This is a genomic window from Streptomyces sp. NPDC019443, from assembly GCF_044389785.1.
Taxonomy (GTDB): Bacteria; Actinomycetota; Actinomycetes; order Streptomycetales; family Streptomycetaceae; genus Streptomyces.
Window position 1 is genome coordinate 61,714 of record NZ_JBIRYJ010000005.1, and the last position, 24,675, is coordinate 86,388.

The following is a 24,675-nucleotide window of genomic DNA, read 5'->3' on the forward strand; positions in this document are numbered from 1 at the left end:
AGGACCACCAGGACAACCGCGGCCAGAGCGGCGAGCCCCCCGCGCGACGCGGCACCCTGGCCACGGGACGGCGTGGGCGGCCCCGGAGCGAGGCCGTCGAGCGGGCCATAGTCGGGGCCGTTGTGCGGCTTCTCGAAGACGGCGTGCCGCTCTCCGAGCTCTCCATCGAGCGCATCGCCCGCACCGCCGGCGTCGGCAAAGCCACCATCTACCGCCGCTGGGACGGCAAAGAGGCCCTCTTCGTCGACGTCGTCCGCTCCATGGAGCCCGTGGACCCGCCGCTGCCCGGCACCTGCGTACGTGACGATCTCGTCGCGATGGTCGAGATGCTGCGGCAGCGCGGCCTCGCCAAACGTTCCTCCGCCCTCCTGCACAACGTTTTCGCCCAGATGCAGAGCTATCCCCAGTTGTGGAACATGTACCACCACACCTCCATCGCCCCCCGCCGCGAGCGGATGGACGAAGTGCTGCGCCGCGGCATCGCGAACGGCGAGATCCGCGCCGACATCGACTTCGGTCTGCTCGGCGACCTCTTCGTCGGCCCGATGCTCGTACGGACCGTGCTGCGCCCCGGGGGCACGCCGGAAGAGGGCAGCGCGGAACGGATCGTCGACGCCGTGCTGGAGGGCGTACGCCCCGCAGAAGGTCCGCCCCACTGATGCCCCGCTGACGCCCGGCCGACGTCCGGCGAGGGGCAGTCCGAAGTGTGCGTGTTCTGTCACAGCGTCCCCACCTGGCCCGTTACGAGGAACCCGGTGCGCCGCGCTGTCGTCATCGAGGCAGAACGGCCGTCGGGCGACGGCGAGGAAACACCTCCATCGCCTAGTGTCGACGGCGAGGCGTGACGGCAAGGCAGTGAGGACAGCTCCATGGCGCAGGCGTACAAGACGGAGACCGCCAACGGCACCAACGGCAGCCCCGAGGCCGGGCGGACCGGAGCACGGGTCCGGAGCCTGCTCCAGCGCTGGCGCGGCGACCGCGGCATCTGGCGGCGCGGCGTCGTCCTCGCCTGCTTCGCCGTCTTCATCGCCCTGTTGATGATCCTGCACGCGCAGATCCCCAACCGGATCGGCAACTTGGGCAGCCTCACCGAGACGTTCCTGCCGTGGCTGGGCGTGTTCATCCCGGTGATCCTCGTCGTCGCCGTGCTGCGGCGCTCGGCCACCGCGCTGATCGCCCTGCTGCTCCCGGCCGTTGTCTGGCTGAACCTCTTCGGCGGGCTGCTGTTCAACGACAAGTCGGGCGCAGGCGGCAATCTGACCGTTGCCACGCACAACGTCAACGCCGGCAACCCCGACCCGGCGGGCACCGCCAAGCAGGTCGCCGCCTCGGGCGCGGACGTGGTCGCGCTGCAGGAGCTGCCGGTCGGTCAGGTCTCCACGTACGAACAGGCGCTGGCAGGGACGTACAAGTACCACGCGGTGGAGGGCACGGTCGGGCTCTGGAGCAAGTACCCGATGACCGACACGGCGCCGGTGGACATCCAGTTGGGCTGGACACGCGCCGTGCGCTCCACCGTGCAGACGCCGCAGGGCGCGGTCGCGTTCTACGTCGCGCACATGCCGTCCGTACGCGTCAAGCTCAACGCCGGCTTCACCGCCAGCCAGCGCGACAACAGCGCCGACGCGCTGGGCGAGGCCATCGCCCGCGAGCGGGTCGGCAAGGTCGTGCTGCTCGGCGACCTCAACGGCACGATGAACGACCGCTCGCTGAACGCGGTCACCTCCCAGATGCGCTCCACGCAGGGCGCGGCGGGCGACGGCTTCGGCTTCAGCTGGCCCGCGTCGTTCCCGATGGCGCGCATTGACCAGATCATGGTGAGGGGCGTCGAGCCGGTCTCGTCCTGGACGCTGCCGCAGACGGACAGCGACCACTTGCCGATCGCGGCGCGCATCAAGATGTGACCTTCCCCGACCCTCCCCCTACGCCCTGGCGGGCGTGGGGAGACCCCCACTTCCCGAACTGGGGGCAAGCCCCCAGACCCCCGTACGGTCTTCGGCCGTGTCCTCAATCTCCCCCAGGCTTCGTCCGGGGGGACCCCCAACAGGCCTGAAGTTCCGCCCGTCCGGCGGAATTTCAGGCGCCGCCCGGGCAAAACTCAAGCCCGCCCGGGCAAAACAAGCCCCTCCGGCGATTGAGGAGCGGGTCTGGGGCGGAGCCCCGGAAATCAGCCTCGCCGGCGTTTGAGGCGCGGGGGCTTGGGGGCGGAGCCCCCAGTTATGTGACGGCAACCACCCGTTCATCCGTGGGAACAAACCGCGTGCGAGCATTTGTTTCGAAGGAGAACTAACTTCGGAAAGGCACCTCCATGCCCCTCGCGCTGCTCGCGCTCGCCGTATCCGCCTTCGGCATCGGCACCACCGAGTTCGTGATGATGGGCCTGCTGCCCAATGTCGCCGACGACCTGAACACCTCCGTCCCCACGGCCGGCCACCTCGTATCGGCGTACGCGATCGGCGTCGTCATCGGCGCCCCGCTGCTCACCGCCCTCGGCTCCCGCGTCCCGCGCAAGCGGATGCTCCTGCTGCTGATGGCCCTGTTCACGGTCGGCAACCTGGCATCCGCCCTCGCCCCCGGCTTCGGCTGGCTGATCGCGGGCCGCGTGCTCGCCGGGCTGCCGCACGGCGCGTTCTTCGGCGTCGGCGCGGTCGTCGCGGCGCGCCTGGTCGCGGACGGGCGGCAGGCGCGCGCGGTGGCCACAATGTTCCTCGGCCTCACGGTCGCCAACATCGTCGGCGTACCGGCCGCCACGCTCCTCGGCCAGCACCTCGGCTGGCGCGCCACCTTCCTCGTCGTCACGGTGATCGGCCTGGTCGCGATGGCCGCGCTCGCCCGGCTCATTCCGTACGTACCCGTCGACGCGCAGCAGAGCGTGGGCCGCGAATTGCGCGCACTCGGCAACCGGCAGGTGCTACTCGGCCTGCTCACCGCGGTGTTCGGCTTCGCCGGAGTCTTCGCGGTGTACTCCTACCTCGCCTCCATGACGACCGAGGTGATGGGCTTCGGCGAGTCCTCCGTGACCCTGGTCCTCGCCCTCTTCGGTATCGGCATGACGCTCGGCGCGCTGGCCGCCGGCCCGCTGACCGACCGGGCGTTGCGCCCCACGCTGTACGGCTCGCTGGCCGCGCTCGCGCTGGTGCTGGTGGCCTTCCGGTTCACCGTGCACATCCAGTGGGCGGCCCTGGTGACGGTCGTGGTGCTCGGCGCGGTCGGCTTCATGACCACCACACCGCTCCAGATGCTGGTCATGAAGAAGGCGCAGGACGCCCCGACGCTGGCCTCCGCCTCCAACCACTCGGCCTTCAACCTCGCCAACGCGGGCGGCGCCTGGCTCGGCGGCGCGGCCATCGCGGCCGGCTGGGGCTGGAGCTCCCCGGCCTTGGTCGGCGCGGTCCTGGCGGCCGCCGGTCTGGCGATCGCGGTGACGGCGGGCCTGCTGGACCGTACCGAAACGGGGGCCTCCCGCGTGATCGCCGCAGGAAGCCCCCGTACCGCGGAGCAGCAGGTCAGTGCGTCGTCGTCTCCCGCCAGCGGTTCGTGATCGGCAGTCGCCGGTCCTTGCCGAAGCCCTTGGCCGAGATCTTGGTGCCCGGCGGGTACTGGCGCCGCTTGTACTCCGCCGTGTCCACCATCCGCAGCGTCTTCGCCACCAGCTCCTCGCCGAAGCCGGCCGCGACGATCGCGTCCTTGCCCCGGTCCTGGTCGACGTACAGCTCCAGGATCCGGTCCAGTACGTCGTAGTCCGGCAGCGAGTCGGTGTCGACCTGGCCGGGGCGAAGCTCCGCGCTCGGCGGCTTGGTGATGGACGCCTCCGGGATCGGCGGGGTCTGGCCGCGCTCCTCGGCGGCGCGGTTGCGCCACTTCGCAAGCCGGAAGACCGTTGTCTTGTAGACGTCCTTGATCGGCCCGTACGCGCCGACGGAGTCGCCGTACAGCGTCGAATAGCCCACCGCCAGCTCGGACTTGTTGCCCGGCGCGAGCACGATGTGGCCCTCCTGGTTGGAGAGCGCCATCAGCGTGGTGCCGCGCAGCCGCGACTGGAGGTTCTCCTCGGCGAGACCGGTCAGGCCGAGCGAGCTCATGTACGCGTCGAACATCGGCTCGATCGGCACGGTACGGAAGTTGAGCCCGGTACGCCGGGCAAGCTCGGCCGCGTCGCCCTTGGAGTGGTCGGACGAATACTTCGACGGCATGGAGACGCCGTACACGTTCTGCGCGCCCAGCGCGTCACAGGCGATCGCGGCGACGAGCGCGGAGTCGATGCCGCCGGACAGCCCGATCAGCACCGAACGGAAGCCGTTCTTGGCGGCGTACGCGCGCAGGCCCACGACCAGCGCGGAGTAGACCTCCTCGTCGTCGTCGAGCCGGTCGGCGTAGCCGCCGGACAGCTCGGCCTCGTACGCGGGCAGCGGCTCCTCGGAGATGACGACGCGCTCGATGCGCAGCCCGTCGTCGACCACTCCGGTCGGCGGCTCGGCGGAAGCCGCGGGCAGCTCCAGGTCCAGGACGACGCTGCCCTCCGCGAACTGCGGGGCGCGCGCGACGACTTCACCGGCGGAGTCGACGACGATCGAGTCGCCGTCGAAGACGAGCTCGTCCTGTCCGCCGATCATCGCGAGGTACGCGGTGGTGCAGCCGGCCTCCTGGGCGCGCTTGCGCACCAGGTCCAGGCGGGTGTCGTCCTTCTCGCGCTCGTACGGCGAGGCATTGATGGAGATGAGCAGCCCGGCCCCGGCGGACCGGGTGGCCGGGACGCGGCCGCCGTCCTGCCAGAGATCCTCGCAGATCGCCAGCGCGACGTCGACGCCGTGCACGCGGATCACCGGCATGGTGTCGCCCGGCACGAAGTAGCGGAACTCGTCGAAGACGCCGTAGTTCGGCAGATGGTGCTTGGCGAAGCTCAGCACCACCTCGCCGCGGTGCAGCACGGCGGCTGCGTTCTGCGGCGCGCCGGCGGGCTGGCCGTAGCGGGGCTGGGCCCGCTCGGAACGGTCGAGGTAGCCGACGATGACCGGCAGCTCGCCGAACCCTTCGTCGTCCAGCCGAACGGCGAGGGCGCGCAGGGCGGCCCGGGACGCGTCCACGAAGGACGACCGCAGGGCCAGGTCCTCCACGGGGTAGCCGGTCAGCACCATCTCGGGGAAGGCGACGAGATGCGCCCCCTGCTCGGCGGAGTGCCGGGTCCAGTGCACGATCGCCTCGGCGTTGCCGGAGAGATCGCCGACGGTCGAGTCGATCTGATTCAGAGCGAGGCGTAGTTGAGGCACGCGGCCCAGTGTAATCGTCTGTCTGACGCGATGTCCTGGCAGGGAGGTGTGGTGCGCCCCACGCCCCCCAGGGCCTACGCCCCGAGGGCCTACGCGCGGTAGGCGACGGTCGTCATCATCCCGGACTCCGAGTGGTAGATGTTGTGGCAGTGCAGCATCCACAGGCCCGGATTGTCCGCGTCGAAGTCCACGGTCACTTTGCGGTGCGGCAGGACCGCCGCCGTGTCCTTGCGGGCGCCGGACCCGTTGATGCCCGCCAGAGCGAAGGTGTGGCCGTGCAGATGGATGGGATGCCACATATCCGTGGCGTTGATGAACACCATGCGGACCCGCTCGCCGTCGCGAATCGAGTAGAGGCGCTCCGGGGAGTAGGGCTCGTCGTCGAAGGCCCAGTTGTACTGCTCCATCCCACCGGTCAGCTTGATCCGCATGATGCGGTCCGGCCTGCGCCGGGAGAAGGCCACGGACTCGTCGGGTTCGAGGCGGGCGGCCGACTTCAGCACTTTCCGGTCCAGCTCCGCCGGACGCACGGAGGGCGCGGGGAGCTCCCCTCCGCCGGTGCGCAGGACGGCCATCGACGAGGCCTTCTTGCCCTCGGCGAGCGCGGTGAGCGGAAAGACCCCGTCCTCGGCGGTGACCAGTACGTCGTACCGCTCGCCCATGGCCACGAGCAGGGCATCGGTCTCGGTGGGGAGGACGGGGAAGCCGTCGGTGTGGGTGACCGTCAGCCTGTGGCCGCCGAGCGCCACCCGGAAGGCCGTCTCACCCCCGGCGTTGATGATGCGCAGCCGGATGCGGTCGCCGGGCTTGGCGATGAACTGTGAAGGGTCGTCCGGCGTACGCCCATTGATCAGGTAGTGCGGGTAGGCGACATCGCCCGCCTCGCCGCCGAGCAGATTGCTCTTGGTGCCCCTCAGCAACCGGGGTGGGCCGGACGGACGGGACTCCGGCGACGGCGATCCCGATGCCGTCGCCGTTGCCGACCTGGACGGTGTGCCACTCCCGTGGCCGTGGTGCCCGGAGCCGTGATCCATGCCTTTGCGGAGTTCAGCGAGCACCGAGTCCGGCGTGGAGCCGTCGACTCCGTCCACCCAGTCGTCCAGGAGGATGACCCACTCCTTGTCGTACGACAGCGGCTCCTTCGGGTCCTCCACGATCAGCGGGGCGTACATACCGCGGTCCAGCTGCACACCCGAGTGCGGATGGAACCAGTACGTGCCGGGGTGGGCGGCCACGAAACGGTACGTGAACTCCGCGCCCGGGCGGATCGGCTCCTGCGTCACACCCGGCACCCCGTCCATGTCATTGCGCATTGAGATGCCGTGACAGTGCAGCGAGGTCTCCTCCGGCAGGTTGTTGGCCAGGGTGAGCGCGAGAGTGTCACCGGCCGTGAGTCGTACCTCCTGGCCCGGCAGCCGGTCTCCGTACGCCCACGATTTGACCGTCCGGCCGCCGCCGAGCTCCAGCGGGGTGGCCGTGGCGGTCAGCCTGAAGCTGCGGACAGGGCCGGAGCCTCGCGCCTCCTCGTACCCGAGGACCTCCGGGCCGTCGGGGGCGACATAGCCCTCCGGGGTGTCAGGGGCGACATAGTCCTGCGGAGTCGCCGTCGGAGTACTGCCCCCGTGGTTCATCGATCCGTGGCCGGTGCCCGACGAGTCGGAGCAGCCGGCCAGAACTCCCGCACCGGCGGCGGCGATTGCTGCGCCGAGCACGGCGCGGCGCGTGTGGTGAGCGCGCATGGCTGAATGCACCTCGTGGTGTGTGGTGATGCGTGGCAGATGGGCGCGTCCGCTGCTTCTGGTACACCGCCCGGAGCGGGGAGGTTCCCAGGCAGCCGGGCGCACTTCTAGATCCGCAGCACCGACAGCCTTGCGAGGAGGGTCTTGCGGGGAATCGGGTTGGGCCAGAGCGCGCGGAGTATCCGGGCGTGCCAGGCCGCGAGCAGAGCGACCGGGTCGGTCCGCAGCAGCCCCGCGGTCAGCAGGACGAGGGTGACGGTGTCCAGCACGGCGAGGTACAGGGTCATCGGGTCCGTGCCTATGCCCGGCAACTCCGGTCCGGTGTTCGGCAGGCCCACGGGACCGGCGGTGTGGTCGCCCCCAGGGGGCGTCATGTCCACCGCCGAGGACGAGACGGTGTGCTCCACCGCCGAGGACGGCACTATGTGCTCCTGCGCACCGCCACCGTGACCCCGCACCGGGGGTCCCACCATGTGCATCGTGGCGATCCCGAACAGCAGCGCCACGAACAGCAGCAGCTGTCCGAACCGCGCACGCCGACCGATGACCATGATCCGCAGCCTACCCCCACCCGGTATACGTCAATAGGCGACCCGCCCTTATGAGCCCACAATGTGCGGAAGTGTCCGCGCCGCCCGCGGCGGCGTCTGGTCACCGGGGGGCCGGGCAACGGCTCCAAGTGCTCTTCGTGGCAGGCTGACCGTCGGTACTCGCGCTGTCCCTGGCGCGGGAGGGGGCGAAGGAGCGACGGGTGACCTTTGTGCGAGTGGGAGGCGTACCGCACCACGTGGTCGTCGAAGGCAGCGGCCCGGTCTGCGTACTGAGCGCCGGGCTCGCGATGAGCTGGTTCGACTGGGACCCCGTGGTGCCGCTGCTCGCCCCGCACCTCACCGTCGTCCGCTTCGACCGCCCGGGTCACGGGTTGAGCGGCCCGGCCGCCGTGCCGCCGTCCGCCGCCGGGGAGGGCCACCGCATCGCGGGCGTACTGGACGCGCTCGGCCTGGACGGTCCCGCCGTCGTCGTCGGGCACTCGATCGCCGGGTTCCATGCGGAGGCCTTCGCCCGTCTGCACCCCGCCCGTACCGCGGCTGTCGTGCTCGTCGACTCCAGCGTCGAGGAACACGCGCGCGTGCCCGCCGCGCCCGCGGCCCGCACGGCGGTGGCACGTGGTGTCGGCGCCGCCCTGTCCGCCGTGGGCGCGCCCGCCGCACTCGGGCCCCTCACCCGTCGCGCCGTGGTCCGCCTCTCCCGCACCGCCGGCGGCGACCCGGCCCCCGCCGCCCTCGTACGCCGCTGCTACGCCACGTCCCGGGTGCTGCAGGGCGCGCTCCTGGAGAACACCCACTACCTCGCGGTCGCCGCCGAACTCCTCGCCCTGCGCGAGCGCCACGCCCTGCCGGACGCCCCGGTCGCGGTGCTCGCCGCGGCAGCAGGCGGAGAACGCTGGATCGAGCGGCAGCGCGCACTTGCCCGGCAGCTCGGCGCCCGCTTCGAGGCGGTCGCACCGGCGGGGCATCTGATGATGCTGGACCGCCCGGACGCGGTGGCCCGGGCGATTCTCGACCTGCCCGGGGCCGGCGGTGACGGGCAAGCCCTACGAGAGGTGCGGGCAGGCTCCGGTACTCCTCAGGCGTGGGCGTAGACCCGCTCGACCCACTCGGCGATCTGCTCGTCGCTCAGATGCTGGGCCAGATCTGCCTCGCTGATAATGCCTACCAGCCGCTTGTTCTCGATCACCGGGAGCCGGCGGATCTGGTGGCCCTCCATCTCGTTCAGCACCGAGTCCACGTCGGCGCCCGCCTCGATCCAGCGCGGCGTGCCCTTGGCCATTTCGCCCGCGGTGATCTGTGCGGGGTCGTGTCCCAGGGCCACACAGCCGACCACGATGTCGCGGTCGGTGAGTATGCCGCAGAGTCGTTCGTCGGCGTCGGCTATGGGCAGTGCACCCACATTCAGTTCGCGCATCAGCTGCGCCGCACGGTCGAGGGTCTCGTGCGCGGGGATCCACTGAGCCCCGGGGTGCATGATGTCTTTGGCGGTGGTCATGGGTTCTACCTCCTGCGTCCGGTATGCCCCCCAGCGCACCCATTGTCGTTGGGCCGTTCGGAGTACGCGACCGCTGCGAGGCGAGGACGAGGCATGCCGCTCTGCGCGGCCGTCCGTCCGCCCCGGATCAGCTGGCGGCCGACCGGGGCGGACGCCTGATACGAGATCAGGCGAGGACCTCTGGTGCTCAGGTGCTCAGGTGCTCAGGTGCTCAGGTGCGGGCTTCAGCGCCCCGCTTGCGCAGCAGGTCGACCATCAGATCGACCTCCGAGCGCTGGGCGTCCACCATCCCCTGGGCGAGACTCCGCTCCGTATCGACGGTGCAGAGCTTCACACAGCCCTCGGCCATGGTGATCCCGCCGTTGTGGTGGCTGATCATCAGCTGGAGATACTCGATCTCCGCCTGCTTGCCACTGGCCTTGCCGAGCCGCGCCAGATCCGCATTGGTCGCCATGCCCGGCATCAGCGAGCCGTCCTTGGCCTGATGCCCGCCGCTGTGTCCGGAGTGCGCGCCGTGCTCGTCGTTCTGCGTCCAGGCCATCGGCTCGCTGTCCGCGGAGACCTTGGGCAGACCCCACAGATCAAGCCAGCCCAGCATCATGCCGCGCTGGTTGGCCTGGGTGTTGGCGATGTCGTACGCGAGCCGGCGCACCTCGTCGTCCTGGGTACGGTCCCGCACGATGAAGGACATCTCCACCGCCTGCTGATGATGGACCGCCATGTCGCGCGCGAAGCCCGCGTCCGCCGAAGTCGCCGTCGGGATCGGCGGACGGGACCTGGCGTCTTCGCCGCCGCCCGCGGAGGCCACCGTGGCGGCCCCCGCGAAGAGCAGGGCGAGCACGACCGCCGTGATCGCCGCCCAGTGCGTACGGGTCGGACGGATCACTGAGCGCCCAGCCCGCCCGTGCACGCCGCACCCGGCTCCGGCGTCTGCGCGCCCTGCACGTACTTGGTGAAGAACTTGCTCACGCGTGGGTCGTCCGCGCTGTCGACGGTGAGCTGCTTGCCCCAGGCACTCAGCATGATCGCGCCGGCCTGGTCCTTGACCGGGCTCATCAGCGAGTACGTCGTCTTCTTCACCTTCTCGCTCAGCTTGGTCACGTCTGCGGCCGCAGCCTTGTCGTTGTAGGTCACCCAGACCGCGCCGTGCTCCAGCGAGTGCACGGCGTTCATGTCGGGGACCGGCTCCTTGTAGACGTCGCCGTTGCAGTTCATCCACACCTGGTTGTGGTCGCCGCCGACCGGCGGCTTCATCGGGTAGCTGACCGCCTTGTCGACGTGTTTGCGGCCGAGCTTCTTCGCGTCCCAGGTCTTCTCACCGGTGACGGGAGCCTTGGCCTCGGCGACCTTCTGCTCCTTCTTCTCCGACTCCTTGTTGAGTACGAAGACGCCGAAGCCGACGAGACCGGCCACGACGACGCCGCTGACGGCGATCGTGATGATGCGGCCGCGGCGCTCACGGGCTTGTTCGGCGCGGCGCATCTGCTCTATTCGGGCCCGGCGGTCGTTGTTGCGGGAAGCCATGGTGGTGTCGTCCTTCGTGAAGTCTGCGGCGATCAAGGGGCTGGGGGGAGGCGGGGCCTGCTACGTCCGCAGCACTTGAAGAACGTGAAGGCCCGGGGCGCGTGGCAGCGCTTCCGAGCGGGGCAGCCGGGAGGCGGGCGGCGGGGGACCGAGGTGCGGGGGCTGCGCCCCCGCATCGAGCGGGGCGTCCAGCGGCGGCGCGGTGAGCACGGCGGGCCTGACCAGCGGCAGCAGCCCGCAGGCGCCCCTGTCGTACGGGCAGGTGTACGCGGTCTCGACGTCCGAGGCGGAGATCGCGGATTTCGCGGATGTCGCTGAGACCGCGCGTATGTGGTGCGGGCTGGACGGGGTCGCGGCAGGGCTCGTACAGATGAAGAGCGCGCCGAGGAGCGTCGCCACGGCACTGAGCAGCGCCATAGGACGCGCGGTGCGCGCGGTGCGCGCGATGTGGTTGAGCCGCGAACCCCCCATGGCCGCAGATCGTAGTGTGCGGGCGCGCCCGGCACCTCATACGGGGGCCGGTAATCGCTGGGAAATGCCCGTAAGCAAGCTATCGGGGGGCCTTCAGGGTCGTCTCAGGGCACGCCCTGACCCACAATGGGCTCAGCCGGTACAGCGGCCAATGGACGGGGTACGCAACGCGCCTGAAACCCGTGGGTGGCATGCTCGTATGGAGCAGGCGGCTTGACCAGCAAGGATGGGTGGAAATGGATAAGCAGCAGGAGTTTGTGCTCCGTACGCTCGAGGAGCGCGACATCCGCTTCGTGCGCCTGTGGTTCACCGATGTGCTCGGCTTCCTGAAGTCGGTCGCGGTGGCTCCCGCCGAGCTGGAGCAGGCCTTCGACGAGGGGATCGGCTTCGACGGCTCCGCGATCGAGGGCTTCGCACGGGTCTACGAATCCGACATGATCGCCAAGCCGGATCCGAGCACCTTCCAGATCCTGCCGTGGCGCGCCGAGGCCCCCGGCACGGCCCGGATGTTCTGCGACATCCTCATGCCCGACGGCTCCCCGTCCTTCGCCGACCCGCGCTTCGTCCTCAAGCGCATCCTGGCCAAGACCTCGGACCTGGGCTTCACCTTCTACACCCACCCCGAGATCGAGTTCTTCCTGCTGAAGGACAAGCCGCTGGACGGCACACGCCCCACCCCCGCGGACAACTCCGGCTACTTCGATCACACCCCGCAGAACGTCGGCATGGACTTCCGCCGACAGGCGATCACCATGCTCGAATCGATGGGCATCTCGGTGGAGTTCAGCCACCACGAGGGCGCGCCGGGCCAGCAGGAGATCGACCTGCGGTACGCGGACGCGCTCTCCACGGCGGACAACGTCATGACGTTCCGCCTGGTGATGAAGCAGGTCGCGCTGGAGCAGGGTGTCCAGGCGACATTCATGCCGAAGCCCTTCAGCGAGCACCCCGGCTCCGGGATGCACACCCACCTCTCCCTCTTCGAGGGCGACCGGAACGCCTTCTACGAGTCGGGCGCGGAGTACCAGCTCTCCAAGGTCGGCCGCTCCTTCATCGCGGGCCTCCTCACCCACGCCGCGGAGATCTCTGCCGTGACGAACCAGTGGGTCAACTCCTACAAGCGCATCTGGGGCGGCTCGGCCCGCAGCGCGGGCGCGGGCGGCGAGGCCCCGTCGTACATCTGCTGGGGCCACAACAACCGCTCGGCGCTGATCCGCGTCCCGATGTACAAGCCGGGCAAGACGGGCTCCGCACGCGTCGAGGTCCGCTCGATCGACTCCGGTGCCAACCCGTATCTGACGTACGCGGTGCTGCTGGCGGCGGGCCTGAAGGGCATCGAGGAGGGCTACGAACTCCCGGCCGGCGCGGACGACGACGTGTGGGCGCTCTCGGACGCCGAACGCCGGGCGATGGGGATCGAGCCACTGCCGCAGAACCTCGGCGAGGCGATCACGCTGATGGAGCGCAGCGAGCTGGTGGCCGAGACGCTGGGCGAGCATGTCTTCGACTTCTTCCTGCGGAACAAGAAGCAGGAGTGGGAGGAGTACCGCTCCGAGGTCACGGCCTTCGAGCTGCGCAAGAACCTCCCGGTGCTGTAGCCGGACGTACGCAGCGGACGGCCGGGCCCGACAGGGGGCCGCCCGTGCGGATGCGAAGCGCGTGGTGTGCGGTGACCCTGGAGGTGTGGGGGCCCATGCGCGAGGAGGCTGACCGGATGTCCATGATGGACAAGCTCAAGAGCATGCTCAAGGGGCATGAGGCACAGGCCGACAAGGGCGTCGACAAGGCGGGTGACTACGCCGACGACAAGACCCAGAGCAAGTACACCGGTCAGGTCGACACCGGCCAGGACAAGCTGAAGGAGCAGTACGGCTCGGACCGGCGGGAAGAACCGCCCCAACCCTGACCGTGGTGCGGTCTCGGATCACCTCATGCGGCGGCTGAGGGCGCGGACGCACTGGTCCCGCGTTCCCGGCCGCCGATGTCTGTGTGGTCGGGGGTGCGCCATGCCGACGCCCGCCGGTCTCCAGCCGCTCCAGCCGCTCTGGCCGGGGCGCAGCACCTCCGGGTGTGAGTAGTTGCGGTACAGAATGTGCCGACGCGATCCCGAACGCGCCGCCCGCCGGGCCATCAACCAGCTCAACCAGCTCGGCTGCACCGTCACCCTCAACCCCAACGAGAACGCGGCCTGACAGCCAAACGCGGACACCCGGCGGCCCACCACAGCCACCGGGCGCTCAGCCCTGCCCACGCCCACCCTGACCAGGTTCTATTTAGGCGTCAGAGAAGGGGCTTCCGTCCGCGACAGTTTCAGCATACGCTGAAATTAGTTTCCCCATGTGAGGAAATTAGGAGTGGGTCATGCACGCGTTCAAGGACGAGTGGAGCTTGTGGGTGCCGCATCAGGGTTCGGCGTCTGCGCCGGAGCTCGCGGCGGAGCTGGGTGGCCCGGTCGAGGGTGGCGGTGCGTCGCACGAGCGCCAGCAGTCGAAGCTCGCTCCGGCCGGACCCCAGCTGGCTCACCGCCCCACCGTCACCCGCTGCGGGAAGCGGACTTTCCCGCAGTACGGCGACCGGCACGGGGCGACTGGCCGCTTCGCCGACGAGGACCTCTGTGGCGCCTGCTATCGGACCCTCACGCCGGAGGACCAGGAGCGCGCCTTCGAGCACGAGCAGCCGGAGCTCACCAGCGAATAGCCCCGAAAGGCGGGGCCCCACCACAGCGATAGGAGACCCCGCCATGGCCAACCTTGCTCTGATCTACCCGATCGCGGCCGCTGTCGGCGCTACGTACGCGGCCGCCGCATGGGCCTGGAGCCGCTTCAAGGCCGGGGCCCGGGCGGGCGTGTCCCCGGGATCCCCGCAGCACCAGGCCGCGCTCAAGTCGGTCGAGGACCGCACCGCAACCCAGTTCACGTACCTGCCGACCGCGGTGCAGGCCGCGCACGACCAGGCGGCCATCGACCACGCCGACACCGACCGGGGCAGCCCATGACCGAACCCCCGACCACCCCACGAGGAGGTGAACACCATGACCATCACCACCCTGATTGCGGCCGCTGTGGTGCTCACCGCCACGGCGGCCGCCGCCATATGTGCCCACCGCGCCCGTACGGCACGACGCCACCCCGCGGCCGGCGGTACCCGGACCCGCCGGGGGCAGGTTGCGGCGGGGTCGTCCCCGGGGGAGGTGATCGCGACGCCGCAGGAGGACGCCGACCTACGTCGGCCGTCCGCTGAACCCACCACCGTCCAACCCGAACCCGAGGGAACCGCCATGCCCAATCTCGCCACCCTGCTGACGGGCTCCGCGTCGGTGCACGGTGACCGGATCGCAGTACGGCACGAGACCCGCGCTGACCTACGCCCAACTGGACGACCTGAGCGCACGGACCGCCGCGCTGCTGCAGGCCCGTGGCGTCCGCCCGGGTGACCGGGTGGCCGTGATCATGCCCAACGTGCTGCATTTCCCCGTCGCCTACTACGGCATCCTCCGCGCAGGCGCCGTCGTCGTGCCGATGAACCCGCTGCTCAAAGCACGCGACCTCAACACGGCCGTGGCCGCGGGGGCCACGCTGACCCTCCTCACCCGGTTCGATCCGGCGGCCGCGCTGGAGACCATCCGCAGGGACGCGGTCACCGTCCTCCTCGGCGGCCCAACGATGTACGCGGCACTGCTGCATGCCGAGCTTCCCGACGGCTTCGACGCCGCCCGCCTGCGCCTGGCCGTCTGTGGCGGCGCGTCGCTTCCGGTCGAGGTGCTGCACGGCTTCGAGAAGCGTTTCGGCGTCGAGGTGCTCGAGGGTTACGGCCTGTCCGAAACCTCTCCGGTGGCCGCCTTCAACCCGCCGGACCGCCCACGCAAGCCCGGCTTCATCGGACTGCCCGTCCGCGGCGTCGAACTGCGGCTGGTCACAGAGGACGGGACGACGGCCGGGCCCGGCGAGGTCGGCGAGATCACGATCCGCGGCGAGAACGTGATGACCGGCTACCACAACCGGCCGCGCGCCACCGCCCATGCGATCCGCGACGGCTGGTTCCACACCGGCGACCTCGCCCGGGTCGACGAGGACGGCTACTACTTCATCGTCGACCGCAAGAAAGTCTTGTCGCCGCTGAGATGGTCAGGACGGGTGCGGGGGCGACCGGCTGCGAGCCGGGGACACTGAGGCGTTCCAGAACGGGGATGAGCTGCGGGGCATCGCCCCACTGGCCCGGATTGATCAGTAACGCCAGAGGGCGTCGCCCGTCCTCACCGGCCAGATGGATCTTGCTCGTCAGGCCGCCCCCGGGAGCGCCCCCGTCCTTCGTCGGGGCGGTGAGACGGGGACCACGACCACTTCGAGCGTCCAGTCCATGCCGATGCCTCCTGGGCGGTCAGCGGTTGGCTGTGTGCGTCACGAAGTCTGCCCAGACCTCCGGCGCGAAGGCGAGTTGTGGGCCGGTTGTGTTCTTGGAGTCGCGGACGTGGATGGCGCTGGGGGTTCCTGCGACCTCGACGCAGTCGGAGCCGGGCTCGTTACTGCTGTAGCTGCTCTTGAACCACTTCAGCTCGGGCTCGATGCTCATGTCTCTCCCCGCACTTTCTCGATGAGGGCCAGCGACTCCCTTGGCGTGAGAGCCTGCGCCCGGATGCTTCCATACTGCATCTCCAGGAACTGCACCTCCCTCGGCGTGGAGATCAGCCGAGTGATGTGCTGCACCTCTGTGTACCCGAGGGTGGCGCCGCTCCGGAGTTTGAAGAGGCGGAATCCGCCAGCCAGGCCGGCATGGTCCTCCAGGCTCGTAGGCATCACCTGGATCTCGACATTCCGGAACTGCCCTACCTCCAACAGCCGTTCGAGCTGTCGTCGGTGCACCATTCTGCCGCCAAGCGGGCGGCGCAGTGTCACTTCATCCTGTACGAAGCTGAAGACCGGCAAGGTCTTCGTTTTGTCCACGATCTCCTGCCGCGCCATGCGAGCGCCCACCTCGCGCTCGATGACTTCTTCCGCGAGGAGCGGACGCCTCATGCCGAACATGGCCCGTGTGTATTCCTCCGTCTGCAACAGCGCGTGGAGCGTGTGATTGTTGTACGCGCCGAGCTCGACCGCCTCCGACTCCACCTTCGCCAGGTCCCGAATCTTCTTCGGATACCTGGCCTCCTCCACATCCCTCTGCATCGCGGAGATCTTGCCGCCCGCCCCCAGGACGTCATCCGCCCTGACCAGGAACGCCTCCTTCGGCGCCCGGCGTCCGCGCTCCACCGACGAGACCTGTTCCTCGCTGTACCCGATGGCCGTCCCCAGCTCCGCCTGCCGGAGCCCCGCCGCCTCCCGCCACACCTTGAGCTGGCGGCCGACCGCCCTCAGGACCGCCCCGCTCTCGTCGTCCCAACTCTGCTGCTCCGTACCGTCGTCCATGCCGCCCTCCTCCGAGCACCCGCACTGCCCGGACCGACCCGGACCCTGCCCGGACAGTAACGCTGCGTACCCACGTCGTTGCTGTTCAGAGTAGGTGCGGGTGGCCACGCTGAGTGACGTGAACCAAGAAATCACCCAGACTGCGACGTCTGTACGCCACTTCACCGTGCTGCTCTCGCCCACGTGCCGAGGCGCGCGACTCGCCCGCCGGCTGACGGTGCAGCAACTCAACGACTGGGGGCAGCCGTACGAGGCCGCCGGGCAGATCGTCGCCGAGCTCGCGGCGAACGCCGCGCTGCACGGGCGTGTGCCCGGACGGGACTTCGGTCCCACGGTCCGCCTCACGGAGACGGGGACGGTGTGCGTCGAAGTTACGGACACCCGCGCGGACCGCCTGCCCTGCGTACCCGAAGGCCCGTTGCCCGAAGGCAAGTCGGGGCGTGGGCTGCTGCTGGTCGAGGCGTACGCCGACAGGTGGGGACCGTGCTTGGGGCTGCACCCTGCAAGACCGTATGGGCGGAAATCGGCCAGTCTGCGCAGCTCTGACCGCATCACGGTTCTCACGACCCGGTGGCCCGCTGCCCGGTGGGGCTCGACGTCAAGGAGTAAAGGACCCTGGGAGAGAACCGTTCCCACCCACCCCCAGCCCCCGTCACTCACACGAGTGATCAAACCCAACTCGGCTGGCGCATATGCCACTTCGCGGTGCAGGCTCGGCCTCGACAACCGCACACATGTGACGGCCCCCGGCCGGGACGGCAATCCCGAACGAGGGCCTGACCACCGAGGAAGTAGACCCTTCCTGATGGCTGAGCAGCAGCTTAACGCGCTCCCGTGCGCGTCGCCTTCCGTTCCCACGTCCGGCATCCGGCACATCAACCGCCGCCATCCGGACCGCTTCACCGTGGTCGGAAACCACCTCGCCCAGCACGGCGAACTCTCCCTCACCGCCATCGGGTTGGCGGTGCACATCCAGTCTCTGCCCACCGGCGCGAAGGTCTCGATCAAGGCGCTCGCCGAACGCTTTCCCGAGGGCGAGGTCCGCATCGCCGCCGCTCTCCGTGAGCTGGAGGCTCATGGCTATCTCGTCCGTACGCGGGAGCGCCTGCCGTCGGGCCGGGTGATCACGCGTACGGTCTCGTACAACAACCCCCATGCGGCGGACCCGAGTTCACCCTCGACGGAGCCGCAACCATCGCTCCCCGCTCGGGCTGCTCCCGTGCTGCCCCTGCCCTCGCCAGTCGCCGGCGACCTTCTCGCATCCTTACGGGGCGCGGACCCTCGCCTCCTCCTCGCGGAACGCGACATCCGCCGCCTCGCCCCGTACGTCGCCGCATGGCTGGAGCGCGGCATCGAGCCCGACGCCGTACGTCGCACCCTCACCGCCGCGCTCCCCGTGGGCCCGGTCCACCACCCGGCGGCGCTGCTGGCCCACCGCCTCACCGAACTGCTTCCCCCGCCACTCCCCGCGAGCGTCGAGACTCCACGCCCGGACCCGCTCCAGAACTGCGACCGCTGCGACCGCGCCTTCCGCGCCCCGGACCCGGGATGCTGCCCCGCCTGCACCACAAGAGTTGCCGCGGCCTAGCAGGTACACAACCTGTACCTTGGAGGTATGGCTTTGAAGCGCACCAACGTCTACGCCGACGACAGCGACCTCGCTCTGATCAAGGACGCTGCCGCCCGCCTGGGTGTCTCGGAAGCCGAGATAATCCGTGAGGGCATCCACCGCATCGCCCTGGCCCATCGCGTCTGGGACGAGCCCTTCGTCACCGACGAGGAGACGTTTGACCTGGGTGAGCCCATCACCAGGGACGACATCCGCGCGGCAGCGACCGACGGCCACGACACACGGGAACGCCGCAACCGGGGGCACGCGGCGTGATCGCCATCGCCGACACCTCTGGACTCCTCACCCTCTTCAACCGCTCCGACCCCGCACACCAGGAGGCCAGAAAGGCCGCTGATCAGTGCGGCTTCCTCGTCGCCACCCCCCTGGTCCTGACCGAGGTGCATCAGGTGGCCACCAGCCGCGCCGGGCGTGCCGCCGCCGACGGGATCCTTCGCTCGCTCACGTCTCGCGTCCGGCAGATGCGGCTGGTCCTGGCCGCGACGACCCCCGAGATCCTCGAAGCCGCTCTGGCGGTACGTGCCCGGTACGAATCGCTCGACCTCGACCTGGTCGACGCGGTGAACGTCGGCCTGGCCGCCGAGTACGACACGGATGCCGTCCTGACCCGGGACATTCGCGACTTCCGGACCGTCAGGCCGCTGGGCGGCAGATACACCCACTTCCGGATCCTGCCCGACGACGTATAGCGCGCCCAGTGTGTCGCTCAGCGGTCGGTCCTCGTCGCCACGGGGGCAGATCAGCCCCATCTCCTGGTTCAGGGACCTCGGCGGCGCCGTAGCCCGGCCGGCGGCTCACCGGATGCCGCCCCGCTGGGGGACCGGCAAGGTGGCTCCAGCAGGACTTCCCGCACAGCCTTGCCCACTGAGGCGCGACGCCACGGGTGCTGAGCCGGCGAGGGAAGTGCTGGCCGCATTGCATTGTTGGTAGGTACACCTACATTCGTATCGAGGAGCCATGGTGCACTCAAACGCCGAACGCCCCGGCGATGTCGTCGCCCGGCTGCGTGCCACCTTCCGCAGCGGGCGTACCAAGCCGCTCTCCTGGCGCAGGGAGCAGCTGACCGGCCTGCGGACCATGCTGACCGAGCACAGTCAGGAATTCGCCGCCGCGCTCCGTGCGGACCTGGGCAAGAGCGAGCGCGAGGTGTTCCGTACCGAGATCGGCTCCACCGTGGGCGAGATCGACCACACCCTGGAACACCTGGAGGAGTGGCTGCGACCCGAGCCCGCCGAGGTTCCCGAACGTCTCCGTACGGCGACGGCATGGACGGTGCATGACCCGTTGGGTGTCGTACTGGTCATCGCGCCGTGGAACTATCCGGCGCACCTGCTGCTCGCGCCGGTGGTCGGCGCGCTCGCCGCGGGCAACTGCGTCGTCGCCAAGCCGAGCGAACTGGCTGCGGCCACCTCCCGGGTCATCGCCGAGCTGCTGCCGCAGTTCGTCGACAGCGACGCGCTGGCCGTGGTGGAAGGTGCCGTCCCGGAGACCACCGCCCTGCTGGAGCAGCACTTCGACCACATCTTCTACACCGGCAACGGAACCGTGGGCCGCATCGTGATGCGCGCGGCCGCCGAGCACCTCACCCCGGTGACTCTGGAGCTCGGCGGGAAGTCGCCCGCGTTCGTCGACCAGGGCACGGACCTGCAGACGGTGGCCTCCCGGCTCGTGGCCACGAAGTTCCTCAACGCGGGGCAGACCTGCGTGGCCCCGGACTATGTGCTCACCGACCCGGTGACCGCGAGCAAGCTCGAGGACGCCCTGGAGACGGCTGTGCGGCAGACGTACGGCGACGATCCGGCTGCCTCGCCCGAATACGGCCGGATCGTCGACGAACGGCACTTCGACCGGCTGACCGGCCTCCTCGGCTCGGGCCGTCCGGTCGTCGGGGGCGAGCACGACCGCGCGAGCCGCTACCTCGCCCCGACCGTACTGGCGGGAGTGGCGCCGGACTCCCCGGTCATGTCCGAGGAGATCTTCGGCCCGATTCTGCCGATCGTGGAGATCGCCGGCCTCGACGAGGCCATCGCGTTCATCAACGAGCGGGACAAGCCGCTGGCGCTGTACGCGTTCACGGACTCGGCCGCGACTCGCGACCGGCTGCTGGCGGAGACCTCCTCGGGTGGCGTCGGGTTCGGCCTCCCGCTGGCTCATCTCACGGTGTCCGATCTGCCTTTCGGAGGTGTGGGCGAGAGCGGCATGGGCAACTACCACGGCCGCTACTCGCTGGAGACGTTCAGCCACCGAAAGGCTGTGCTGGACATGCCGCTCGGCTGAATCGCCCCGGCACCGACCACTTCTGCGCACCGATGAATCCGGAATACTGACCCGCTGCGGCCGGTTCGATCCGCCCAGTCGTCCCGCTCAGCGGTCGGCCAGCGGTGCCGGGGCCTGCTGGACCACCCAGCCGTTGCCGTCAGGGTCCCTGAAGAACATGAACGAGTTCCAGGTGTCGCCGCTGCCGTCCTCCCAGCCGTTCGCGCCCAGGTGCTGGACGTTGCTGACCTCCACGCCACGGTCGGACAGTTCGGCGTGGGCCGTGTGGATGTCCGTCACGCACAGCTGGAGGCCCTGGAGCGAGCCCGGCTCCATCTCGCGCTGGCCCGGAGAAGGGGGCATGCCCGAGGTGAGGGCGATCGAGCAGCGGGAGCCCGGTGGGGTCAGCTGGATGATGCGGGTGTCGTCGCTGATGCGGGTGTCGGTGTCGACCTTGAAACCACAGTTGTCCTCGTAGAAGCTTTTCGCCCGGTCCAGGTCCGTGACCGGAACGTTGACGACTTCGAGCGTCCATTCCATCGGTGCTGCTCCCTATCACTGTGCGAAATCACTGTGCGAATCACTGTGCGAACTAAGTGAACTGCCAGCGGGTCTGGGCGTACGGATCGCCCTTCCCGAAGCCGAAGGCCGTCCGCGGCTCCACGCGGAAGACCAGGGCGGGGCCGCCGTCGCCCACGAAGGCGCCGTCGCGGACGTCGAACTGCCAGTCCGCACCGTACTTCTCGGTGTATGCGGCGGCCAGTGAGCGCAGTCGCGCCTCGTCACTCACGCGCACCGCCGTGCCCTCGATCACCAGGTCGTAGCCCTCCTTGAGGGCATTGGCGCCGGTGGTGAGGACCACCTCCTGATTGTCGCGGAGGTTCTTGGCCTTGCGCTCGTCGGCGCCGGTGCAGAAGTGCAGGCCGCCGTCCTGCCACACGGCGATCAGCGGGGTGACGTGCGGGCGGCCGTCGGGGCGGACCGTCGACAGCCAGAAGATCTCGGCGGCCTCCAGGAGGGCGATCGCCAGGGCCCAGTCGGCGGCAGTGGCCTTCGGGTCGCTGTAGCGGGCGTCCAGCTCGGTCATTGGGGTCCGCTCGGGCAGGTGCGTGTTTTGAGGCATGGCGCGGTCCTATCGCATTCGGGGTCACCGAATGTGTTGACCGCGCCCGGCCTCCGTACTCATCGGCCGACGGTCATCCCGCCGGATGCCGGGCTGCGCACAACGGCGAGGATCACCGGGGTCCCCCGAGGGCCCCTGCGGCTAGGCTCGACTCCGTACCTTGATCGGGATCGAGCCGGACATACCTTGATCGGGCAGGACGGGAGACGGCGGAATGACGGTGCCGGGACGCAGAAGCAGTACCTTCACGCGGCTGCTGCGGCACGGCTTCACCGATCCCTCCGCCGCCGAGCGGCTCCTCGGCCTCGCCGACATGGCATCCGTACGGACCGACCCGGTGCTCCTCGACGCGCTCGGCGCGGCCGCCGATCCCGACCTCGCGCTCCGCAGCCTCGTACGGCTCGTGGAGGCGCAGAAACCGGTGGTCCGGCAGAGCCTCCTCGACACCCTGGTCAGCGCGAAGCCCCTGCGCGACCGGCTGCTCGGCGTGCTCGGCGCGTCCGAGGCGCTCGGTGACCATCTGGCCCGCCACCCGAGCGACTGGAAGGCCCTCGTCACCTACGAGGCGGCCGATCTGCACCCGGGAGTCGAGGAGTTCGAGTGTGGCCTCGCCGACGCGACCGACCCGGTCACGCTGCGGATCGCCTACCGGCGGTGCCTGCTCTCCATCGCGGCCCGCGATGTGTGCGGCACGACGGATGTCGCCGAGACCGCCGCCGAACTGGCCGACCTCGCGACGGCCACGCTGCGGGCCGCCCTCGCCATCGCCCGGACCGCCGCGCCCGGCGACGCCGCGCTGTGCCGGCTCGCCGTCATCGCCATGGGCAAGTGCGGTGGCCACGAGCTCAATTACGTGTCCGACGTGGACGTCATCTTCGTCGGCGAGCCGGCCGAGGGCGCCGACGAGAGCAAGGCCATGCAGGCCGCGACCCGGCTGGCTTCCCACCTGATGCGGATCTGCTCCGAGACGACGGTCGAGGGCACGATCTGGCCCGTCGACGCCAATCTGCGGCCCGAGGGGCGCAACGGTCCGCTGGTGCGCACCCTCTCCAGCCATCTCGCCTACTACCAGCGCTGGGCCAAGACCTGGGAGTTCCAGGCGCTGCTGAAGGCCCGGGCGGTCGCCGGTGACCCCGCGCTCGGCGAGGAGTACATCGAGGCCGTCTCACCGCTGGTGTGGCAGGCCGCCGAGCGCGAGAACTTCGTCGCTGACGTGCAGAAGATGCGCCGCCGCGTCGTCGACAACATCCCGGTCGCGGAGGTCGAGCGCGAGCTCAAGCTGGGCCCCGGCGGGCTGCGGGACGTCGAGTTCGCCGTACAGCTGCTGCAGTTGGTGCACGGGCGCGGCGACGCGACCCTGCACAGCGGCAGCACGCTGGACGCGCTGCGGGCGCTGGCGGGAGGCGGGTATGTGGGGCGGGCGGACGCGGCGCAGCTGGACTCCGCGTACCGCTTTCTGCGCGCCATGGAGCACCGCATCCAGCTGTACCGGCTGCGGCGTACGCATCTGGTGCCGGAGGACGAGGCCGATCTGCGCCGTATCGGCCGCTCACTCGGACTGCGTACGGACCCGGTCGCCGAGCTCAACAAGGAGTGGAAGCGCCACGCGTCGGTGGTGCGGCGGCTGCACGAGAAGCTGTTCTACCGGCCGCTGCTCGACGCCGTCGCACAGCTCACGCCCGGCGAGACGCGGCTCAGCCCGGAGGCGGCGCGGCAGCGGCTCGAGGCTCTGGGCTACGCCGATCCCGGCGCCGCCCTGCGCCATCTGGAGGCCCTGTCGTCGGGCGTGACCCGCAAGGCCGCGATTCAGCGGACCCTGCTGCCCGTGCTGCTCGGCTGGTTCGCCGACTCGGCCGACCCGGACGCCGGCCTGCTGGGCTTCCGCAAGGTGTCCGACGCGCTCGGCAAGACGCCCTGGTATCTGCGGCTGCTGCGGGACGAGGGCGCGGCCGCGGAGAACCTGGCCCGGGTGCTGTCCGCCGGGCGGCTCGCCCCCGATCTGCTGCTGCGGGCGCCCGAGGCCGTGGCTCTGCTCGGCGACCCGGAGGGTCTCAAACTGCGCGGCCGGGACCATCTGGAACAAGAGATCCTGGCGGCTGTCGGGCGCGCGGACACCGCGGAGGTGGCGGTCGCCGTGGCCCGTGGCGTACGGCGCCGCGAGCTGTTCCGTACCGCCGCGGCCGATCTGATCGGCTCGTACGGCACCGAGGACAGCCCGGCCGAGGCGGACCCGGGGGCGCTGGTGGACCGGGTCGGGAACGCGGTCACCGACCTGAACGCGGCGACGCTCGCGGGCGCGCTCAGGTCGGCGGTGCGGGAGCACTGGGGCGACACGCTGCCGACGCGGTTCGCGGTCATCGGCATGGGCCGCTTCGGGGGGCGCGAGCAGAGTTACGGCTCCGACGCGGATGTGCTCTTCGTGCATGAGCCGCGCGAGGGGGTGGACGAGCAGGAGGCGGCCCGCGCCGCGAACACCGTCGTCACAGAGATGCGCAGACTGCTGCAGGTGCCGACGACGGACCCGCCGCTGCTGATCGACGCGGATCTGCGGCCGGAGGGCAAGAGCGGCCCGCTGGTGCGCACGCTCGCCTCCTACGAGGCGTACTACCACCGGTGGGCGTTGGTGTGGGAGAGCCAGGCGCTGCTGCGGGCGGAGCCGATGGCGGGCGACATGGAGCTGGGCCGGCGCTTCCTGGACCTGGTCGATCCGCTGCGCTACCCCGCCGAGGGTCTGGGCGACGACGCCGTACGCGAGATCCGCCGGCTGAAGGCCCGGATGGAGTCCGAACGCCTTCCGCGGGGCGCGGACCCGACGCTCCACACCAAGCTGGGCCGGGGCGGGCTGAGCGACGTCGAGTGGACGGTCCAGCTGTTCCAGATGCGCCACGGCTGGGCGGAACCGGGCCTGCGCACGACGCGGACCCGCGAGGCGCTGGCGGCTGCCCACGCGGCGGGCCTGATCGTGACGGAGGACGCGCAGATCCTGGACGAGGCGTGGGTGATGGCGACGCGGGTGCGCAACGGCGTGATGCTGGTCCGCGGCCGCGCGGGGGACACGTTCCCGTCGGACGGGCGCGAACTGGGGGCGGTGGGGCGGTACTTGGGGTACGGGCCGGGACATGTGGGGGACATGCTGGACGACTACCGGCGGATTACGCGGAGGGCGCGGGCGGTCGTGGAGGAGTTGTTCTACGGGGCGTAGGGGGCAGGGCTGCCA

The 24,675-nt window shown here is 70.1% G+C and carries 24 protein-coding genes and 2 pseudogenes; 14 read left to right on the forward strand and 12 right to left on the reverse strand.

The annotated features are described in order from the left end of the window. The first annotated feature begins 56 nt into the window (after positions 1-56). The 3 genes from ACH492_RS17645 to ACH492_RS17655 all read left to right on the forward strand — a co-directional run bounded on the left by ACH492_RS17645 (position 57) and on the right by ACH492_RS17655 (position 3,541). Positions 57-659, forward strand: a complete 603-nt coding sequence (locus ACH492_RS17645) for a TetR/AcrR family transcriptional regulator (protein ID WP_398988344.1) — start codon at positions 57-59, stop codon at positions 657-659. Between the two features lie 294 nt (positions 660-953). Beyond that, positions 954-1,904, forward strand: a complete 951-nt coding sequence (locus ACH492_RS17650) for an endonuclease/exonuclease/phosphatase family protein (protein ID WP_398988346.1) — start codon at positions 954-956, stop codon at positions 1,902-1,904. A 404-nt stretch (positions 1,905-2,308) separates the two neighbouring features. After that, entirely contained in the window at positions 2,309-3,541 is a 1,233-nt protein-coding gene (locus ACH492_RS17655; RefSeq protein ID WP_398987496.1) for an MFS transporter, read from the forward strand. Here the strand turns inward: ACH492_RS17655 and ACH492_RS17660 are convergent. From ACH492_RS17660 to ACH492_RS17670, 3 genes are all read right to left on the reverse strand, one after another. After that, the gene (locus ACH492_RS17660; protein WP_398987498.1) at positions 3,507-5,267 is read right to left on the reverse strand and encodes an NAD+ synthase; all 1,761 of its coding nucleotides are present in this window, start codon (positions 5,265-5,267) and stop codon (positions 3,507-3,509) included. The two genes, ACH492_RS17655 and ACH492_RS17660, sit on opposite strands and share 35 nt — an antisense overlap. 89 nt (positions 5,268-5,356) lie before the next feature. Further along, positions 5,357-7,006, reverse strand: coding sequence for a multicopper oxidase family protein (locus tag ACH492_RS17665; protein ID WP_398987500.1), 1,650 nt, complete (start codon positions 7,004-7,006; stop codon positions 5,357-5,359). A gap of 107 nt (positions 7,007-7,113) precedes the next feature. Beyond that, positions 7,114-7,557: a hypothetical protein gene (locus tag ACH492_RS17670; RefSeq protein ID WP_398987502.1), complete on the reverse strand. Its 444-nt coding sequence runs from the start codon at positions 7,555-7,557 to the stop codon at positions 7,114-7,116. Between the two features lie 200 nt (positions 7,558-7,757). On the opposite strand from ACH492_RS17670, the gene ACH492_RS17675 reads away from it, so the two are divergent. Further along, positions 7,758-8,648 carry an alpha/beta fold hydrolase gene (locus ACH492_RS17675; RefSeq protein WP_398987504.1) on the forward strand — a complete coding sequence of 297 codons (891 nt, stop codon included), beginning with the start codon at positions 7,758-7,760 and terminating at the stop codon, positions 8,646-8,648. Here ACH492_RS17675 and ACH492_RS17680 read toward each other — a convergent pair. The 4 genes from ACH492_RS17680 to ACH492_RS17695 all read right to left on the reverse strand — a co-directional run bounded on the left by ACH492_RS17680 (position 8,633) and on the right by ACH492_RS17695 (position 11,047). After that, a complete protein-coding gene (locus ACH492_RS17680) occupies positions 8,633-9,052 on the reverse strand; it encodes a CBS domain-containing protein (RefSeq protein ID WP_398987506.1) in 420 nt (139 codons plus the stop codon). The two genes, ACH492_RS17675 and ACH492_RS17680, sit on opposite strands and share 16 nt — an antisense overlap. A gap of 211 nt (positions 9,053-9,263) precedes the next feature. Next, positions 9,264-9,935 carry a DUF305 domain-containing protein gene (locus ACH492_RS17685; RefSeq protein WP_398988348.1) on the reverse strand — a complete coding sequence of 224 codons (672 nt, stop codon included), beginning with the start codon at positions 9,933-9,935 and terminating at the stop codon, positions 9,264-9,266. Then, positions 9,935-10,576, reverse strand: coding sequence for a DUF3105 domain-containing protein (locus ACH492_RS17690; protein WP_398987508.1), 642 nt, complete (start codon positions 10,574-10,576; stop codon positions 9,935-9,937). Before ACH492_RS17690 ends, ACH492_RS17685 begins: the two co-directional genes overlap by 1 nt. A 60-nt stretch (positions 10,577-10,636) precedes the next feature. Continuing rightward, the gene (locus ACH492_RS17695) at positions 10,637-11,047 is read right to left on the reverse strand and encodes a hypothetical protein (protein WP_398987510.1); all 411 of its coding nucleotides are present in this window, start codon (positions 11,045-11,047) and stop codon (positions 10,637-10,639) included. A 236-nt stretch (positions 11,048-11,283) separates the two neighbouring features. On the opposite strand from ACH492_RS17695, the gene ACH492_RS17700 reads away from it, so the two are divergent. From ACH492_RS17700 to ACH492_RS17720, 5 genes and pseudogenes are all read left to right on the forward strand, one after another. Further along, positions 11,284-12,645, forward strand: a complete 1,362-nt coding sequence (locus tag ACH492_RS17700; protein ID WP_398987512.1) for a glutamine synthetase family protein — start codon at positions 11,284-11,286, stop codon at positions 12,643-12,645. Between the two features lie 116 nt (positions 12,646-12,761). Continuing rightward, positions 12,762-12,953: an antitoxin gene (locus ACH492_RS17705; RefSeq protein ID WP_398988350.1), complete on the forward strand. Its 192-nt coding sequence runs from the start codon at positions 12,762-12,764 to the stop codon at positions 12,951-12,953. 455 nt (positions 12,954-13,408) lie between these two features. Continuing rightward, the gene (locus ACH492_RS17710; protein WP_398987514.1) at positions 13,409-13,744 is read left to right on the forward strand and encodes a hypothetical protein; all 336 of its coding nucleotides are present in this window, start codon (positions 13,409-13,411) and stop codon (positions 13,742-13,744) included. 43 nt (positions 13,745-13,787) lie between these two features. Beyond that, complete coding sequence (locus tag ACH492_RS17715; protein ID WP_398987517.1) at positions 13,788-14,042, forward strand: hypothetical protein; 255 nt, start codon at positions 13,788-13,790, stop codon at positions 14,040-14,042. Positions 14,043-14,370: 328 nt separating this feature from the next. Beyond that, positions 14,371-14,982, forward strand: a pseudogene (locus tag ACH492_RS17720) (AMP-binding protein); the annotation flags it as partial. A gap of 164 nt (positions 14,983-15,146) precedes the next feature. On the opposite strand, the pseudogene ACH492_RS17725 reads toward ACH492_RS17720, so the two are convergent. From ACH492_RS17725 to ACH492_RS17735, 3 genes and pseudogenes are all read right to left on the reverse strand, one after another. Next, positions 15,147-15,368, reverse strand: a pseudogene (locus ACH492_RS17725) (IS5/IS1182 family transposase); the annotation flags it as partial. Between the two features lie 56 nt (positions 15,369-15,424). Next, a complete protein-coding gene (locus tag ACH492_RS17730) occupies positions 15,425-15,616 on the reverse strand; it encodes a DUF397 domain-containing protein (RefSeq protein ID WP_398987519.1) in 192 nt (63 codons plus the stop codon). After that, entirely contained in the window at positions 15,613-16,449 is an 837-nt protein-coding gene (locus tag ACH492_RS17735) for a helix-turn-helix domain-containing protein (RefSeq protein ID WP_398988352.1), read from the reverse strand. Before ACH492_RS17735 ends, ACH492_RS17730 begins: the two co-directional genes overlap by 4 nt. An 805-nt stretch (positions 16,450-17,254) precedes the next feature. Here ACH492_RS17735 and ACH492_RS17740 point away from each other — a divergent pair. From ACH492_RS17740 to ACH492_RS17755, 4 genes are all read left to right on the forward strand, one after another. Next, positions 17,255-18,037 (forward strand): helix-turn-helix domain-containing protein, encoded by a 783-nt coding sequence (locus tag ACH492_RS17740; protein WP_398987521.1) that lies wholly within the window; start codon positions 17,255-17,257, stop codon positions 18,035-18,037. 27 nt (positions 18,038-18,064) lie between these two features. Beyond that, positions 18,065-18,334 carry a CopG family transcriptional regulator gene (locus tag ACH492_RS17745; RefSeq protein WP_398987523.1) on the forward strand — a complete coding sequence of 90 codons (270 nt, stop codon included), beginning with the start codon at positions 18,065-18,067 and terminating at the stop codon, positions 18,332-18,334. Beyond that, positions 18,331-18,768, forward strand: coding sequence for a type II toxin-antitoxin system VapC family toxin (locus ACH492_RS17750; RefSeq protein WP_398987525.1), 438 nt, complete (start codon positions 18,331-18,333; stop codon positions 18,766-18,768). Before ACH492_RS17745 ends, ACH492_RS17750 begins: the two co-directional genes overlap by 4 nt. Before the next feature lie 268 nt (positions 18,769-19,036). Then, complete coding sequence (locus ACH492_RS17755) at positions 19,037-20,356, forward strand: aldehyde dehydrogenase family protein (RefSeq protein ID WP_398987527.1); 1,320 nt, start codon at positions 19,037-19,039, stop codon at positions 20,354-20,356. 87 nt (positions 20,357-20,443) lie between these two features. Here ACH492_RS17755 and ACH492_RS17760 read toward each other — a convergent pair whose 3' ends face one another. Then, the gene (locus ACH492_RS17760; protein WP_398987529.1) at positions 20,444-20,875 is read right to left on the reverse strand and encodes a VOC family protein; all 432 of its coding nucleotides are present in this window, start codon (positions 20,873-20,875) and stop codon (positions 20,444-20,446) included. Between the two features lie 52 nt (positions 20,876-20,927). Further along, complete coding sequence (locus tag ACH492_RS17765) at positions 20,928-21,458, reverse strand: pyridoxamine 5'-phosphate oxidase family protein (RefSeq protein WP_398987531.1); 531 nt, start codon at positions 21,456-21,458, stop codon at positions 20,928-20,930. Between the two features lie 214 nt (positions 21,459-21,672). Here ACH492_RS17765 and ACH492_RS17770 point away from each other — a divergent pair, with 214 nt between their 5' ends. Then, positions 21,673-24,660 (forward strand): bifunctional [glutamine synthetase] adenylyltransferase/[glutamine synthetase]-adenylyl-L-tyrosine phosphorylase, encoded by a 2,988-nt coding sequence (locus ACH492_RS17770; RefSeq protein WP_398987533.1) that lies wholly within the window; start codon positions 21,673-21,675, stop codon positions 24,658-24,660. The last annotated feature ends 15 nt before the right edge of the window (positions 24,661-24,675 follow it).